The sequence below is a fragment of the Aquabacterium sp. A3 genome, from assembly GCF_038069945.1.
Lineage (GTDB): Bacteria > Pseudomonadota > Gammaproteobacteria > Burkholderiales > Burkholderiaceae_C > Aquabacterium.
In genome coordinates this window covers 1,109,185-1,125,653 of sequence record NZ_JBBPEV010000001.1, presented here as the reverse complement: position 1 = coordinate 1,125,653, position 16,469 = coordinate 1,109,185, and the positions used below count along the sequence as shown (strand labels likewise).

Genomic DNA, 16,469 nt, shown 5'->3' with positions numbered 1-16,469 from the left:
AAATGTTCTTATCATTGTATTTTACAGAACATATGCGGAGGCGCACCATCGCGGCAGTGCAATGGAGGTGTCTCATCGTGCAGATCAACGACGTGTGGCTGGCCGCCGACGGCCTGGTGACCGGCGCGCCTGCCGCGGTCATGGCGCTGATGGCCGTGGTGGCCTGGTGTCACCGCGAGGCGGCCTGGCGCGGCTGGATGTTCAGCGCCGTGCTGGCCTTGGTGCTGGCCGTGGGCGCCTGGGGCATGGCCTGGGTGCAGGGGGCGTTGGGCCTGAGCCACTGGATGGCGGTGCTGGTGCAGTTGCTGGGGGTCATCATCGGGGCCTTCTCATGGCGGTATCTGTCGGGCGAGCCCGGGCAGCGCCGCTATGTGGTGGCGCTGGCCGGTGTGCTGGCTGCCGTGCACGTGCTGTTGCAGGCGCAGCACTGGGCTGTGCTCATCCTGGCCTGGGCCCTGGTGGGTTGGCTGCTGCAGCCCTTGCTGTGCTTTTACGCCGAGCGGCCATTTGCCCTGCTGGCTGCCCATAAAAAGCGCCTGGCCGATCGCCTGGCCGATGTGCTGCTGATCGCGGCGGCCGCGCTGGCCTGGCACACCGTGGGCAGTGGCGCCTTGCCCGATCTGTGGAGCCACCTGGCCACCCACGGGGCCTCTTGGCCCCTGCAGCTCAGCGCGGTCTGCCTGGTGCTGGCGGCCGTCCTGCGCACCGCCTTGTTGCCGGTGCATGGCTGGCTGATTCAGGTGATGGAGGCCCCCACCCCCGTGTCGGCGCTGATGCACGCCGGGGTGGTCAACCTGTCGGGGGTGGTGCTGATCGGCTTTGCCCCCTTGCTCAACGCGGCCCCTGTGGCCCAGGCCCTGCTGGTGGTGCTGGGCCTGCTCACCGCCGGGCTGGCCGGGCTGGTGATGCTCACGCGCATCAGCATCAAGGTGCGCCTGGCGTGGTCCACCGTGGCCCAGATGGGCTTCATGCTGATGGAGATCGGCCTGGGCTTGTACACGCTGGCGGCGCTGCACCTCATCGGCCACTCACTGTACAAGGCGCATGCTTTTCTGTCGGCCTCTGGTGTGGTTCGCCACACCCGCTTGCAGCACCAGCAGGGCCGCGCCGGGGTGGCGGTGCTCAGCCAGTGGTTGGCGCCTGTGGTGGCGATGGCGGTGATTGTGGCGGTTGGTGTGGGGGCAGGGCAGCCGGCCTGGCCGCTGTGGTGGAGCGCGGTGCTGGCCCTGGCCTGGGCGCCCTTGCTGTGGGGCTGGTCGTGGCCTGCCTTGTGCAGTGGTGTGGCCTTGGTGGCCCTGCTGGCAGGCCTGACCACGGTGGGGCATGCCTTGCCCCTGGGCTTGGCGGACGCGCCCTTGCATTGGGCCGGATGGGGCGTGGTGCTGGGCCTGGCCGCGCTGTATGGCTGCCTGGTGGCGGTGCAGCGGCACTCGCCCCGGCTGGAGCGTTGGCGTCGCTGGAGCTACGCCGGCTTTTATGTGGATGAAACCTACACCCGCCTGGCCTTGCGCTGGTGGCCCACCGGCTGGGCTGTGCCGGCCAGCGGCGGTGCAGGCATGAAGGAGTGGCGCCATGAGTGATGTTTCAGACCTGAGCAGCGTGGCCGACGCCATGCCCTGGCAAGACCGTGTCGATCGGGCCTGCGCGCAAGCCTGCGAGGCCATCGCGCCCACTTGGCCGCTGGACCGGGCCATCGCCGTCAACCCGCACTGGCAGCGCATCGGCATGCCCGTGCTGGAGGTGGCCGCGCGCATGGCCGTGCTGGCCGACATCCGCGTGTTTCCGCCCCGGGCGCTCTTGGCCCAGGCCTGGCGCGATGGCCGCATCACCGCCCAGGACCTGACCCAGGCCCTGGCCGATCTGCCTGCAGCGGCCGCCAGGCTCGACGTAGCTGCCTGCGTGCACGCCCTGTCCGAGCCAGGCCACACGCCCCGACTGCCCCTGCTCATCGACGTGCTGGACGATGACGCCCAGCGCCACCGCCGGCTGTCGTGGCGGCAGGCCATCACCCACCAGGTCAGCCAGACCTGCGCGGCGTACTTCGATCAGGACCAGGCCGACTGGCAGCCTGAGCGCAGCCATGGCCTGTACGCCTTCTGGCGTGACACCCTGGTGCACGACCAGGGCATTGGCGTGCTGATGGGCTTGCCCACGCTGGGAAGGGCCGTGGGGCAACTGCCCGCCACCCGCGAAGACGCCGAGTCGTGGGCCTTGCGGCAACTCGGCCTGCCGGAAGACGTGTGGGCCGACTATCTGGAAGCGGTGCTGTTGTCGGTCAATGGCTGGGCGTCGTGGTGCGCGTACCTGGGCTGGCAGGCCCGGCTGGCCGGTGGCCACGACCCACACCTGCGCGACCTGCTGGCCATCCGCCTGGCCTGGGGCGCCATCCTGCTGGCCACCAAGGACGACGCCAGCACGCGCCACGCCTTCGCCGCCTTGCAGTCGCGGTGGCGCGAGGCCCCGGCCGTGCTGGACGATGCCCGCGCCCGCCTGCGGGTGGACGAGGTCTGGCAACTGGCGCTGGACGTGTCCTGGCAGCGCCGCCTGGCGCAGCAACTGCAACAGCCTGCTGTGGCCGGCCATCAGGCCGCGCCCATGGTGCAAGCGGCCTTCTGCATCGACGTGCGCAGCGAACCCATGCGCCGCGCGCTGGAGGCCGAGTGCCCCGAGGTGCAAACCTTGGGCGTGGCCGGATTTTTTGGCCTGCCCGTGGCCTACACCTCGCTGGGCAGCGCAGAGCGGCGGCCTCAGCTGCCAGGGCTGCTGGCCCCCGCCATCGACGTGCACGACGCCATCGATGCCGCGCCCGACCAAGCCAGCCCCTCACCAGATCAGACCGAACGCGCACGCCAGGCCCGTCAGCGCCATTGGGCCATCACCTCACCATGGCAGGCGGCCAGCCATTGGCCCGGCGCCGCCTACTCGTTCGTCGAGGCCGCGGGTGTCGCGTACCTGGGGCCCCTGCTGCGCTGGCTGCATCCCACCCGTGGCGAGCGGGCCCGCGACGACCTGTCCGGCCTGCCTGTGCGCTACCGGCCGGTGTGCCGTCCGGCCCTGGCGGGCCTGTCCCTGGCCGAGCAGGTGGACCTGGCCGGGCGCGTGCTGCAAGGCATGGGCATGCCGCCAAGCGCATCGCCTTTGCCCCTGGCCCCCCTGGTGGTGCTGGTGGGCCATGGCAGCCAAAGCCACAACAACGCCCACGCCGCCGCGCTGGATTGCGGCGCCTGCTGCGGACAGACCGGCGAGGTCAACGCCCGCGTGCTGGCCCGCCTGCTCAATGACTCGGCCGTGCGCGATGGCCTGGCCCAGCGTGGCAGCCGCATCCCGCCGGCCACGCGCTTTGTGGCTGCGCTGCACAACACCACCACCGACGACATCGAAGCGTTCGACACCGACCTCTTGCCGGCCCACGCCCTGGCCGCATGGCAGGCCCTGGTGCCCCGCTGGCAGCGCGCCAGCGACCGCGTGCGTCAAGAGCGTGCCCCCTCGCTGGGCCTGATCCAGGGGCAGCCTCTCACAGCGCGCCAATTGCACAAGCAACTGCAGCGCCGCGCCAACGATGGCGCCCAGACCCGTCCCGAGTGGGGGCTGGCCGGCAACGCCGCCTTCGTTATCGCCCCCCGCTGGCGCACGCAGCACGCCAACCTGGCGGGCCGCAGCTTTCTGCACGACTATGACCCCGCCTGCGATCCCGACGGCAGTTGGCTCACCCAACTGATCACGGCGCCCATGCTGGTCACCCACTGGATCAACTGGCAGTACCACGCCTCCACCTGCGACCCCGATCGACTGGGCAGTGGCAACAAGGTGCTGCACAACGTGGTGGGCGGCCACCTGGGCGTGTTCGAGGGCAATGGGGGTGACCTGCGCATCGGCCTGTCGCGCCAGTCGCTGCACGACGGTCAGCGCTGGGTGCACGACCCCGTGCGCCTGACGGTGGTGATCGACGCCCCGGCCGACAGGATCGACGCCATCGTGGCGGCCCACGAGCCGGTGCGCCACCTGGTGGCGCAGGGCTGGTTGCACCTGTGGCGCTTCGAGGGGGCGCAACTGCAGCGGCGCACCCAGACAGGGTGGGCTGAGGTGATGCTGGGCTGAGGCCTGGGCCCTTGAACCCGTCCGTTGCAAGGCGATTTGACCTGGTGGCGTTGGCGCAGCCAATGGCTCAGGTCAGTCGTGCCCAAGGACGATTGATCGCTGTTTCCAACACACGCAGGCGATCGACGATGGCATCGAAAGTGGGAGGCTCGCCGATGAACATGCCGGCACCGATCATGCGCTGGAAGTCATCGCGCAGCGCGGCCAGCGCGGCATCTTCCGGAATGAGTCTGAGCTGCCCGGACAAGCATGCGTCGTAGTTGGCGTAGCTCGCGTTGTAGAAGGCCTTCTTGTGCTTGACGACATCGGCGAGCAGAGCGCGATCGGCCACAGCGGCTTGCCCATGGGCAAGATCGGCCAGCATGGCCAGGTCGTACCAGTGGCGTGACAGGCGTTCGGCGCCTGTGCGGAACTCGTCGCGCTGACACTCGACGTGCATCAGCGTCGCTTTTTCCCAGAAGGTACGTGCCGGAGACAGCACACTGACCGGCGATCGAGGGAAATCGAGTTCAGCAACATGTTCCGCGATATCAGGCCGTACCTCATGCTCTTCGTTCGGTTCGGTGATGTTGCGGCCACCGAACTCGATCAGGACGCTGTTGCCCACATAGTCTCCCGGTGACTCCAGCACGCTCGGGTAGCGTATCCGCATCTGCTCGCCGTCATCGCTGACTTCAAGCTGGAACGCTTGGGCATCGAACTCCTCTGCCAGCATCCTCTGGAAGTGCGGCGCCACAACACCGTGGGCGTGATCGCGCACGAAAGACTTGAGATCCTCGCTGAATTTCTTCAACCGATTGCGTGAGACGCCTTCGGCAAACGGGTCGAAAGCGCCGTCCAAGCCACGGTAGTCGAGCGTGATGTCCACGTCCTCGGAGAAGCGGGCAATGGCGCCAAACACCTTGGAGAGGGATGTGCCGCCCTTGAAGGCCATCGGCAGTCGGTCGGGCATGGTGAACAGGGCCTGCAGCACCCAGCAGACCCAGACATCCTTTTCCAGTACGACGGGCGTGCGGGCAAGCTGCGGGGCCAGTGCCCGATAGATTTGGGACTGCTCTTGAGCTTTTAGGTGCAGGAAGGAGTCAGGCATGAATGGCCGTTCGCTCGTTGCGGAAGATGGCGTCGCTCATCCACGCGGGCATTGAACTGGTGGCGGACTTCAGCACCTCGAATTCGCTCGATCCCAGCTTGCGCCGAATCTTCTCGACGAGAGCAGGCGTCACTTCCTTCTTGCCGAGATACCACATCGCCGCAAGCGCGAGCCCGGCGGGTCGTCCTGCCAGGGCCAACTTGCGTTGGCAGACGTGCTGCAGGCGGATCTCCATCTTGCCCACGCGGATGCGCTTCGACGGGCCGGATGTCACGAATACAGACTGGGTCGGGACCTGCGTGGTCAGTTCGAGCCGACGCGCCGCTTCAGCACCATGAACCTGGACGACAGCACCAGTGGTCTTTGCAACGGTCTCGGCCACCTTAAGAGGCTCGGGCATCACCTTGCCAACGAAACGGCTGACCTCGGGCCGCACAAAGATGCCGCGCGTCACACGCTCAATCGACCCTGCCTTGACGAGGCGGGAGAGGGTCTGATCGACGGACGCACGCGTGCCGCACTCCAGGAATGCTGTCGGGGTGAAAGGCTCCCCGATCAGCATCGCCTCGATGCGCTGGCGAATCAGTTCGGCGGTATTGGTCGTCGTGTTCATGTAAGAAAATATATGTCAATTTCTGACAAACTGCAAATGCGATAGTTTGCTGGGGCAAGAAAAAGGGCCCGGAGGTCATCCGGGCCCTTGTGTTTGGTGGAGCCGGGGGGAATTGAACCCCCGTCCGTCAGCCATCAACGAGCAGATCTACATGTTTAGCTGTCTGATTTGAATCTCGCCAACCTGATCGCGCAGCAGCACGCTACCAGGTCAGCCAGTCACTTGATCTTGGCCTGTACCGAGTGACCCGGCACAAACCCAGCCTATGTGAATGACCTCTCAGCTGTTGTCTTGCGACTCAAGCCCGGCCCATAGGCCAACCGTTGAGAGGCTCACCGGTATTAAGCGGCGAGTGCGAACGATTCGTCGTTTGCAGTTAGTTTTTTTCCAGTGGATTTACGAGCTGACTGGTGCTCGACATGCCCTGTCCCGAATCCGCACCAACGTCGAAACCAGGTCGGCCCCTAGGACAAGCCCATTGTAGGCGGTTTGTGCCGCCGCTGCCGGGCCATGTGCATGACATGTGGGCCCGACGGAGATTTTCAAGGGCGCCGGCTCAATCGTCGCTCAGCACCAGGGCGGCGCAAAAGGCGTCCAGGCTGTCTTGCTCCACGTCCGACAGTTCACCGGCCGCCAGCCGGGCCATGCGCTCGATCGTGATCAGCCGGGCACGCAGGGCATCCTGCACCGCCTCGGCCTCGCCGATCTGGTCGATCATCATCGCGCCGGGGCCCCACAGGCCGCTTTCGTTCCAGCCCTGGCGCAGCTTGTGCAACAGGTGGTGGCACAAGGCCGCCGCACGCTGCAGCCCATCGCTGGGTTGGTCGGGCAGCATCAGTGTCAGGCGGTTCATGGCGCCTTGCAGGCTGAAGTCCAGCTGCGACAAGGCGTGCATCAGGTCTTCGCCAGACTGCCGCGCCCTCAGCGGGGCCACCACGCGCGCGGCGGCGGCCAGCGGGCCAGCCAGGTGCTCGTCAAACTCGCCCGGCACCACGCGCAAGGCCACGCTGGCGTGGTGCAAGGTGGCGCCCGGCAGCCGCAAGGCAGACAGGGCCTCTTCGGTGGCCGACAACAACTTGCCCAACTCAGACATCTGCGGCCCGGTCAAGCGGTGCGGGTAGCCCGAGCCATCCAGCCGCTCATGGTGCTCGCCCACGGCCCGCACCACGTCCTTGCTGTAGTCGGTCAACTGGCCCAGCAACAACTGGCCAATGTGCGGGTGCACCACCAGTTGCCGGTACGTGTCCACGTCCAGCGTGTAGGCCGCGTCGGCCTCGCCGTATTCAGGAGAGATGTACATCTCACCCACATCGTGCAGCAGGGCGGCCGTCATGGCCTGGGCCACCAGGTGGCGGTCGGCCTGGCGCGCACCCATGATGGCGCCGGCCATGGCCATGGCGTGCACCGCATGGTGAAAGGCCGCAGGGCGTGCGGCCTCGACCGCGCTCAACAGCAGCTGCACCACCGGGTGCAGGCGCACATCGCCCACGCCTTGCAGCAGGATGTGGGCGTGGGGGCGCAGCAGGGGCGTCAGCACGCCCTCGTGGTCGATCAGGGTCTGCACCGCGTCCTTCAGGCTTTGTGGCGTCACGCCATCCTCGGCCAACAGGCAGGTTTCCAGCGGCTTTTGCAGCGATCTGTCCATCAACTTGCGCTGCAGTTCTTGCGAAACCGGCTGGTTGCGCGCCCACAGCTTCATGCCGTTGATGTCGAAGATGTCGCTGGCCGCGATGATCGAGCGGGTCTCGCTGGCCTCCAGGATGGTGGCCAGGGCGTGCGGGTTGGCGGTGTGAAACGCCGCGCTGGGGCTGTGGTCAGACATGGTCGATCTCCAATCCGCCTGTTCAGGCGTTCCTTGGTTATCGACCGTTGGCGGGGCTGACTTGAGCAGCCTGGCGCTTAACTGCGGTAATCGGCGTTGATGCTGACGTAGTCGTGCGAGAGGTCGCAGGTCCACACCGTGGTGGTGGCCTGGCCGCGCCCCAGGTTCACGCGGATGGTGATCTCGCTTTGCTTCATCACGCGCTGGCCATCTTCCTCGCGGTAGGCCGGGTTGCGCCCGCCCTTGGTGACCACGTGCACGTCGTCCAGGTGCATCTCGATGAGGTTCTGGTCCAGGTCGTCGATGCCCGCGTAGCCCACGGCCGCCAGGATGCGGCCCAGATTGGGGTCAGACGCGAAAAACGCGGTCTTGACCAGCGGCGAGTGGGCGATGGCATAGGCCGCCAGGGCGCATTCGGCCTCGGTGCGGCCGCCTTCGATGGTCACGCTGATGAACTTGGTGGCGCCTTCGCCGTCGCGCACGATGGCCTGGGCCAGCTTTTGCGAAACCTCGATCAGCGCAGCGCGCAAGGCCTGGCCATCGGCGCTGGTCAGGTCGGTGATCTCGGCGTGCTGGGCCTGGCGCGTGGCGATCAGCACAAAGCTGTCGTTGGTCGAGGTGTCACCGTCGATGGTGATGCGGTTGAACGACGCATTGGCCGCATCCGTCACCAGGCTTTGCAGCAGGGCGGGGGCCACCTTGGCGTCGGTGGCCACATAACCCAGCATGGTGGCCATGTTGGGCTTGATCATGCCGGCGCCCTTGCTGATGCCGGTGATGGTGACCGTCTGGCCGCCCAGCGTGATCTGCTTGGAGTACGCCTTGGGCAGGGTGTCCGTGGTCATGATGCCTTCGGCGGCCACGGCCCAGTTGTCGGCCTTCGCGTCGGCGATGGCGGCGGGCAGGCCGGCTTCGATGCGGTCCACCGGCAGCGTCTCCATGATGACGCCGGTCGAGAACGGCAGCACCTGGCGTGGCGACAGTTGCAGCAGGCGGGCCAGGGCCACGCAGGTGGCGCGGGCGCGCACCATGCCGTCTTCTCCGGTGCCCGCGTTGGCGTTGCCGGTGTTGATCACCAGGGCGCGGATGTCGCTGCTGTCTTGCAGGTGTTCGCGGCAGATCTGCACCGGCGCGGCGCAGTAGCGGTTTTTGGTGAACACACCCGCCACCGCGCTGCCCTCGTCGAGCAGGATGACCGACAGGTCGCGGCGGTTGGCCTTGCGCACGCCGGCCATGGTGATGCCCAGCTTCACGCCAGGCACGGGATGCAGATCAGCAGGGTTGGGGGCGCTCAGATTGACGGGCATGGTGCTTTACCTTGCAGGCAGGGCCGATCAGGCGATCTTGCCGTGGCAGTTCTTGTACTTCTGGCCGCTGCCGCAAGGGCAGGGGTCGTTGCGGCCCACACGGGGCACCGCCTGGCGGGCGGTGGCCGGATCGGCGTCCGTGCCCACCGTGCCGTCTTCGTTGGGGTGGGTGTAGCTCACGTTCACAAAGCTCTCGCCCTGCTGCTCCAGGGCCTGGGCGGCCTGCTCGGCTTCTTCGCGGCTCTGGATGCGCACGGTCAACAGCACGCGCGTCACGTCCATCTTCACCACGTCCAGCAGGCGGGCAAACAACTCGAAGGCTTCGCGCTTGTATTCCTGCTTGGGGTTCTTTTGGGCATAGCCACGCAGGTGGATGCCCTGGCGCAGGTAATCGAGTGCGGCCAGGTGCTCACGCCAGTGGCTGTCCAGCGACTGCAGCAGCACCATGCGAGCAAAGCCAGCAAATTGCTCGGCGCCCACCTGGGTTTCCTTGGCCGTGTAGGCCGCGTCGGCCGCTTCCAGCACGCGCTTGAGCACGTCTTCGTCGTCGGCCGCCGTGGCGCCGTCAACCCACTTCACCAGGTCCACGTCCACGTGCCACTCGTCACGCAGGTTGGCCTCCAGGCCGGGCAGGTCCCACTGCTCTTCCATGCTCTGGGCCGGCACGTAGGTGCGCACCACGTCGGTGATGGCGCCTTTGCGCAAACCGTTGATGAACTCGCCAGCGTCGGTGGATTCCAGAATCTCGTTGCGCTGCTGGTAGATCACCTTGCGCTGGTCGTTCGACACGTCGTCGTACTCCAGCAGTTGTTTGCGCATGTCGAAGTTGTGGCCTTCCACCTTGCGCTGCGCGCTTTCGATGGAGCGGGTCACGATGCCGGCCTCGATGGCTTCGCCCTCGGGCATCTTCAGGCGGTCCATGATGGCGCGCACGCGGTCGCCCGCGAAGATGCGCATCAGCGGGTCGTCCAGCGACAGGTAGAAGCGCGATGAGCCCGGGTCGCCCTGACGGCCGGCACGGCCACGCAACTGGTTGTCGATGCGGCGGCTTTCGTGGCGTTCGCTGGCGATGATGCGCAGGCCGCCCAACTCCTTCACCTTGGCGTTCAGCGCCTGCTGCTCGGCGCGCAGGGCATCAATCTTGATGCGCTTGCCGGCCTCGTCCAGGCTCTCGTCGGCCTCTACCAGTGCCACGTCCTTCTCGACGTTGCCGCCCAGCACGATGTCGGTGCCACGGCCGGCCATGTTGGTGGCGATGGTGATCATGCCCGGGCGACCGGCCTGGGCCACGATGTCGGCTTCACGGGCGTGTTGCTTGGCGTTGAGCACCTGGTGGGGCAGCTTTTCCTGCGTCAGCAGCTGCGCCAGCAGCTCGGAGTTCTCGATCGAGGTGGTGCCCACCAGCACCGGCTGGCCGCGGCCATGACATTCCTTGATGTCTTCGATGATGGCCTTGTGCTTTTCCTGGGCGGTTTTGTAGACCAGGTCGAGCTGGTCCTTGCGCAGCAGGGGGCGGTTGGGCGGGATGACGATGGTTTCCAGACCGTAGATGGACTGGAACTCGAAGGCTTCCGTGTCGGCCGTGCCGGTCATGCCGGCCAGCTTGTTGTACATGCGGAAGTAGTTCTGGAAGGTGATCGAGGCCAGGGTCTGGTTCTCGGCCTGGATCTTCACGCCTTCCTTGGCCTCCACGGCCTGGTGCAGGCCATCCGACCAGCGGCGGCCGGCCATCAGGCGGCCCGTGAACTCGTCCACGATCACCACTTCACCGTTTTGCACCACGTAGTGCTGGTCTTTGTTGTACAGGTGGTGGGCACGCAAGCCGGCGTACAGGTGGTGCATCAGCGTGATGTTGCCCGCGTCGTACAGGCTCTCGCCTTCTTGCAGCAGGCCAGCTTCGGCCAGCAGGGCCTCGGCACGTTCGTGGCCGGCTTCGGTCAGGTACACCTGACGGGTCTTTTCGTCGGCGGTGAAGTCGCCGGGTTCGATCACGCCTTCGCCGGTGCGCGGGTCGGCCTCGCCAATCTGGCGCTTGAGCTTGGGCACCACGGCGTTGATGCTGACGTACAGCGCCGTGTGGTCTTCGGCCTGGCCCGAGATGATCAGCGGCGTGCGGGCCTCGTCGATCAGGATGGAGTCGACTTCATCGACGATGGCGAAGTTCAGGCCACGCTGCACGCGGTCGCGCACCTCCATGACCATGTTGTCGCGCAGGTAGTCGAAGCCGTATTCGTTGTTGGTGCCGTAGGTGATGTCGGCGGCGTAGGCGGCCTGCTTTTGCTCGCGCGGGGCGTGCGGCAGGTTGATGCCCACCGTCAGGCCCAGGAAGGTGTAGAGCTTGCCCATCCACTCGGCATCGCGGCGGGCCAGGTAGTCGTTCACCGTCACCAGGTGCACGCCCTTGCCCGTCAGGGCGTTCAGGTACACGGGCAGGGTGGCGGTCAGGGTTTTGCCTTCGCCGGTGCGCATTTCGGCCACCTTGCCGTTGTGCAGGGCCATGCCCCCCAGCAACTGCACATCAAAGTGGCGCATCTTGAAGACGCGTTTTGAGCCCTCGCGCACCACGGCAAAGGCTTCCGGCAAAAGTTTGTCCAGCGACTCGCCTTGGGCAATGCGCTGCTTGAACTCTTCGGTCTTGCCGCGCAGTTGCTCATCGCTCAGGGCCTCGTAAGTGGGCTCCATGGCGTTGATCTTGGCCACCGTGCGCCGGTATTCCTTCAGCAGGCGTTCGTTACGGCTACCAAAAATCGAGGTGAGAAGCTTGGGCAACATGAAAACACAATCCGCAGGGGTAAGGGGGCAGCCACTTTGACAGGCTGACCGAAGCCAAAAAGTGTAGCACCGGCCTGTTAACGCACCAGGCGCGCGCCGATCAGGCAGATCCCTGCCATGCAGACCACCACCAGGGCGCCCGTGGGCAGGTCCAGCATGGCCGACAGGGCCAGCCCCAGGCCATAAGACAGTGCGCCCAGTGCATAGGCCCAGCCCAGGGCCCGCCCGGGGGAGGCCACCCGCCGCACCGCCAGGGCCGGCAGGATCAGGCTGGAGAACACCAGGTACACCCCCACCAACTGCACCGAGGCCGTCACCGCCAGCGCAAACACCACGTAAAAGCCGGCACGCCGCCAGGCCTCGGGCATGCGCCACCACACCAGCAGCAACACGGCGGTCAGGGCGGCCATCGCCTGCAACTGACCGGGTGTCACCCACAAAATCTGGCCCACCAGCAGGTCTTTGAGGTGTTCGCCGCCGTGCGGGTTGTCGGCCAGCAGCAAGATGGCCGCACACGAGGCCAGCACGAACAGGGCGCCGATCAGGGCTTCCTGGATGTCGGGCCAGTGTTTTTCCATCAGCAACAGCAGGGCGGCGCCCGTCAGCGCGGCCCCCGCCGCACAGGCCTGCACCTGCCAGCCATGGGGCTCGAACCCCAAGGTGCTGGCCAGCACCACCCCCAGGCCGGCGATCTGGGCCACCGCCAGGTCAATGAAGACGATGCCCTTGCGCAGCACCTGTCGGCCCAGGGGCACGTGGGTGGCCAGCACCAGCAGGCCCGCCACCAGGGCGGGCCCCACGATGCTCCAGTCCACGGGGTGCCAGTGCAGCTCTGGTGTCATGGGCTCACCGGCGGGGTGGCTGCTGCGTTCAGCAGGCGGGCCACCGTGTCGTCAAACAGCGCAAACAGGTTGCCAGCCTGCTCGTTGCCGCCCACCGTGTAGGGCAGCACCACCACCGGCAGGCCGGTGCGCTGCGCCAGCCAGTCGGCGCTGCGTCCGTCGTTGTAGGCGGCGCGCAGCACCATGCGGGCGGGCTGTTGGGCCAACTGGCTGATCACGCCAGCCAGGTGGGCGCTGCTGGCCTCCACCCCAGGTTTGGGCTCCAGCGTGGCCACCTGGCGCAAGCCCAGCCAGGCCTCCAGGTACGGAAACCCGTCGTGCTGCACCACCACCGGCAAGCCTTTCAACGGGGCGGCCTGCTGCGTCCAGCGGGTGGTGGCCTGCCCCCAGCGCAACAAAAAGTCGGTGGTGCGGGCGCGGTAGGTTTCTGCGCGCGGCGGATCGATCGCCGACAGCCTTTGCACCAGCGCACGCGCCACCAGTTCGATGTTACGCGGGTCGGTCTGGATGTGCGGGTTGCCGGCCGCGTGCACGTCGCCGTGCGCACGGTCCAGTGCCTTGGGCACGTTGCGCAGTGGCACCTGGTCGGTGGCCATGAAGTGCCCCGGGCGGCCAGGCTGAATGCGCGGGTTGCCGGCCTGTTGCAGCAAGATGGGCAGCCAGCCAGCCTCCAGCTCGGCCCCGGTGCACACCAGCAAATCGGCGCGCCGTGCGGCGGCGATCAGGCTGGGGCGAGCCTCGATGCGGTGGGGGTCTTGCAAGGCGTTGGTGGCGCGGTACACCTGGGCGTTGTCGCCGGCCAGCTCGGTCACCAGCGCAGCCCATTCGGGCTCGCAGGCCATCACCTGCAGCGGGGCCGACGCCGCCACCGCCGGCCAGGCGGCCGCGATCATCCAGGCGGCGCCGGCCACACACCAGCGCAGCGATGGGGTGGGGTGGTCAGAAGCTGTGTGCACCGTGGGCTCCCAGGCTCATTTGATACTGCAGGTACACCTGGGTGTCCTTGATGCCCAGGCGCGCGCGGTCTTCATTGATCTGGATGCGCCAGCGCTGGAACTCGCTGGGCGACCAGTCCATCATCAGGCTGGTGCGCTTCGGGTTGTGCTGTTCAGGCTGCAGGTCTTCCACCAGCGTGCGCACGGTGCCCTGGTTCAGGCGGTCGTAACGCAGGCCCACGCGCCACTTGGGCATGAACTGGTAAACGCCTTGCAGGTACCAGCCCGATTGGCTGCTGCGGTAATCGCCTTCGTCTTCCAGCACCTCGTCGGCCAGCACGGTGGCCGTGCCGGCTTCCTTGCGCCAGAAGTACTCGCCCTGCAGCTTGAACGAGGTGCTGCTGGCGTTGCCGTTGGGCGCCCATTTCCACACGCCGTCCACCACCCACAGGCGGCTGGTGCCAGAAAACAGCATTTCTTCGCCAGCGTGTTCTTCGCCCCCGTGGTCATGGTCGTGGCCGGCGCCGCCCCACAGGCGGTCGGCCGATCGGGTGCGCAGCCACGACAGGCCCAGACGCCAGCTGTGGCTGTCGCCGATGTCGTCGCCCGTGCGCGCAAACAGCACGGTGGCGCCGGGCTTGTTGCTGTTACGGTCGGCGCCCGGGTAGGCCTTGCCATTGCCCAGCTCGGCGCCCAGCTCCACGTACTGCAGGGTGGGCAGCACCCACTTCACCTGGGCACCATCTTGTGCATATTGCCCGTTCAAAAAGGCCTGTTGCACAAAGGGCGCGTCCACAAAGTCGCGGGCGTGGGCGTGCTGCTCGTTTTGGTAGCCCACCGACGAGAAGAACCGACCGCCCTTGAGCGTCAGCCCATGCGGCAGCGAGGTGGACTGGATGAAGGCCTCTTCAATGCCCACACCGTGGTCGTCTTCAATGCCCAGGGTCAGCGAGCCCATCACCCAGGGGTCGATGCTGGCGCGAAAGCTGACTTCCGATTCGCCCAGGTTGAAGCCTCGCTCGCCGGGGCCCACGCCATGGCCATCGCTGCCCAACTGGAAGCCGCTGAGTGCCCAGGTGCCCGGGTCTTGCTTGATGGATGCGTAGGTGCCGCTCAGGATGACCGACATGGACGGGTTGAACCGGTTGTCCATGTTTTTGGCGGGTGCGGCCAGCACGGCGGCGGGCTGGGCCTGAGGGGCAGGCTGGGCCGGCGGCAGCGCGTTGTGCGCGGCCTGTTGGCGGCTCAGGGCCTGCGCCTGGGCTTGCTCCAGTTTTTGCTCCAGCGCCTGCAGGCGGCTTTCGTACTGCTGCCGCATGTCTTCGATTTGCTGCTTGAGGGCCTGCAGCGTGGCCTGTTCATCGGCGTGGGCGTGGGGGCTCATCAAGGCCAGCAGCGCGGTGGCGGCCAACACGGTGGGCCGAGGAGACGACAAAGAATGAAAGATGGACAACATGATCAACACACATGACGGAAACGTGAAACACACCCCGGCCTGTGGGCCGACAGGCCCCGGGCGGGGAACGCGTGACAAGTGAAAGGCTGCAGCTCAGTGCAGCGTCGTCATGGGTGGTGCGCGCGAAGGCGGGCGCCAGCGGGTTGCTGGCGAGTGGGCCAGCCAGGCCCAGGCGGGGCGGGCCAGACCATGGGCCAGCGCCGGCAGCATCAATGCCGGCGTGGCGGGCAGGGCGGCGTGCGCCGCCTGCAGGCTCAGGCACAGGGTGCACAGGCCGTGGGCCTTGGGGTGATCTGACGAGTGATCGTGGGTGCGGTCGTGGGCGTGATCAGCGTGGTGCTGCAGTGGTGGCTGCGATGCCTGGTGCGACGCTTGGTGCGTCACCTCGTGGCTCAGCGCGTGGCGCCAAGCGCCCTGCTGCAGCAGCAGCCAGGCTGCCGCCAGCAGGAGCACCGCGCCCCAACGCCGAACCATGTGGGTTGTCATGGGTGCTTAATGTAGCGGAGTTCGGGTTTCCGCGAAGTTCAGCGGGGGCGCCTCTTTGAGCTTCAAGAAGCGGGCCGGGTTCTGGTGCACGCCATCCACCAGCACCTCAAAATGCAAATGCGGGCCAGTGGAGCGGCCGGTGCTGCCCACTTCAGCAATCTTTTGGCCGCGCTTGACCAGGTCGCCCGGCTTGACCAGCAACTTCGAGGCGTGGGCATAGCGGGTGATCAGTTTGTTGCCGTGGTCCAGCTCGATCATCTGGCCGTACTGGTGGTGGGTTTCGGCGGTCAGCACCACGCCCCCCGCAGCCGCCCCGATCGACGTGCCCGTGGGCGCAGGAAAGTCCAGCCCGGTGTGCAATGCCCTGGTGCCCCGAAACGGGTCACTGCGAAAGCCGAAGCCCGAGCCAATCACCCCGCCGGCCACCGGGGCCGAGCTGGGCACCATCAGGGCGTCCAGGCGTTTTTCGAACAGGCGAGACTCGATCAGGGTCAGCACGTCGGCCTGTTGCTCGCCTTGCTGGTTCATCAGGTCGATTTCTTCGCGCAGCGCCTCCAGCGTGGCCTTGGAGGGCTGTTGCAAGGCCGAGCGCAGGGGGGCATATGGCCCACCTTGCCCGCTCTGGCCAGCCGGGGCCGAGGCGCCGGCTGCGCCGGTTTCCGGCACCTGAAACTCTTCAGGTTTGATGCCCGCCATGCCGGCCACCCGCTCGCTCACGGTCTCCAGCCACACCAGGCGCGCCTGCAGCTCGCCCACCTTCACGGCCATGGCGTCGAGGTTTTCGCGCATGTAGCGCTCGCGGCGATCACGCTCGTTTTTTTGCAAGAAACGGGCTGCGTCCGACACCACCGGCAGGTTGATCCGTGTGGCCTGCATCAACAAAGAGTGATAGGCCATCGCCGTGACCATCATCACAGGCACAATCAGCAGCACAGCCACCAGCATCACCGACCACGGAGTGAACTGCAGCACCCGAGGCTGTTTGAAAACGCTGGTGGTGATGAGAATCTGCATGCCGCACCTTTCACTGAGTCAAGCCAATAGATGA

Annotated in this window: 12 protein-coding genes and 1 other RNA gene; 2 read left to right on the top strand and 11 right to left on the bottom strand. The window is 66.6% G+C overall.

Translation table 11 applies throughout. The features are described from left to right. The first annotated feature begins 77 nt into the window (after positions 1–77). Both WNB94_RS04965 and WNB94_RS04960 read left to right on the top strand, forming a co-directional pair. Complete coding sequence (locus WNB94_RS04965; RefSeq protein ID WP_341388798.1) at positions 78–1,580, top strand: NADH-quinone oxidoreductase subunit L; 1,503 nt, start codon at positions 78–80, stop codon at positions 1,578–1,580. Further along, positions 1,573–4,098, top strand: a complete 2,526-nt coding sequence (locus WNB94_RS04960; protein ID WP_341388796.1) for a YbcC family protein — start codon at positions 1,573–1,575, stop codon at positions 4,096–4,098. Before WNB94_RS04965 ends, WNB94_RS04960 begins: the two co-directional genes overlap by 8 nt. Positions 4,099–4,165: 67 nt before the next feature. On the opposite strand, the gene WNB94_RS04955 is transcribed toward WNB94_RS04960, so the two are convergent. From WNB94_RS04955 to WNB94_RS04905, 11 genes are all read right to left on the bottom strand, one after another. Beyond that, the gene (locus WNB94_RS04955; protein ID WP_341388795.1) at positions 4,166–5,188 is read right to left on the bottom strand and encodes a nucleotidyl transferase AbiEii/AbiGii toxin family protein; all 1,023 of its coding nucleotides are present in this window, start codon (positions 5,186–5,188) and stop codon (positions 4,166–4,168) included. Beyond that, positions 5,181–5,801 (bottom strand): DUF6088 family protein, encoded by a 621-nt coding sequence (locus WNB94_RS04950; RefSeq protein WP_341388794.1) that lies wholly within the window; start codon positions 5,799–5,801, stop codon positions 5,181–5,183. The genes WNB94_RS04955 and WNB94_RS04950 overlap by 8 nt, the downstream gene beginning before the upstream one ends. Positions 5,802–5,895: 94 nt before the next feature. After that, positions 5,896–6,266, bottom strand: a transfer-messenger RNA (tmRNA) gene (gene ssrA, locus WNB94_RS04945). Positions 6,267–6,357: 91 nt separating this feature from the next. After that, the gene (locus WNB94_RS04940; RefSeq protein WP_341388792.1) at positions 6,358–7,623 is read right to left on the bottom strand and encodes an HD-GYP domain-containing protein; all 1,266 of its coding nucleotides are present in this window, start codon (positions 7,621–7,623) and stop codon (positions 6,358–6,360) included. Positions 7,624–7,700: 77 nt separating this feature from the next. Next, on the bottom strand, positions 7,701–8,930 hold the full coding sequence (gene argJ, locus WNB94_RS04935) for a bifunctional glutamate N-acetyltransferase/amino-acid acetyltransferase ArgJ (protein WP_341388790.1): 1,230 nt from the start codon (positions 8,928–8,930) through the stop codon (positions 7,701–7,703). 27 nt (positions 8,931–8,957) lie between these two features. Beyond that, positions 8,958–11,702: a preprotein translocase subunit SecA gene (gene secA, locus WNB94_RS04930; RefSeq protein ID WP_341388788.1), complete on the bottom strand. Its 2,745-nt coding sequence runs from the start codon at positions 11,700–11,702 to the stop codon at positions 8,958–8,960. A gap of 77 nt (positions 11,703–11,779) precedes the next feature. Further along, entirely contained in the window at positions 11,780–12,544 is a 765-nt protein-coding gene (locus tag WNB94_RS04925; RefSeq protein WP_341388787.1) for a metal ABC transporter permease, read from the bottom strand. Further along, positions 12,541–13,500, bottom strand: a complete 960-nt coding sequence (locus WNB94_RS04920) for a metal ABC transporter substrate-binding protein (protein ID WP_341388785.1) — start codon at positions 13,498–13,500, stop codon at positions 12,541–12,543. Before WNB94_RS04920 ends, WNB94_RS04925 begins: the two co-directional genes overlap by 4 nt. Beyond that, positions 13,484–14,935, bottom strand: coding sequence for a hypothetical protein (locus WNB94_RS04915; RefSeq protein WP_341388784.1), 1,452 nt, complete (start codon positions 14,933–14,935; stop codon positions 13,484–13,486). The genes WNB94_RS04920 and WNB94_RS04915 overlap by 17 nt, the downstream gene beginning before the upstream one ends. Positions 14,936–15,028: 93 nt before the next feature. Further along, complete coding sequence (locus WNB94_RS04910) at positions 15,029–15,421, bottom strand: DUF2946 family protein (protein WP_341388783.1); 393 nt, start codon at positions 15,419–15,421, stop codon at positions 15,029–15,031. Positions 15,422–15,427: 6 nt separating this feature from the next. Continuing rightward, positions 15,428–16,435 (bottom strand): peptidoglycan DD-metalloendopeptidase family protein, encoded by a 1,008-nt coding sequence (locus WNB94_RS04905; protein WP_341388781.1) that lies wholly within the window; start codon positions 16,433–16,435, stop codon positions 15,428–15,430. Between the last annotated feature and the right edge of the window lie 34 nt (positions 16,436–16,469).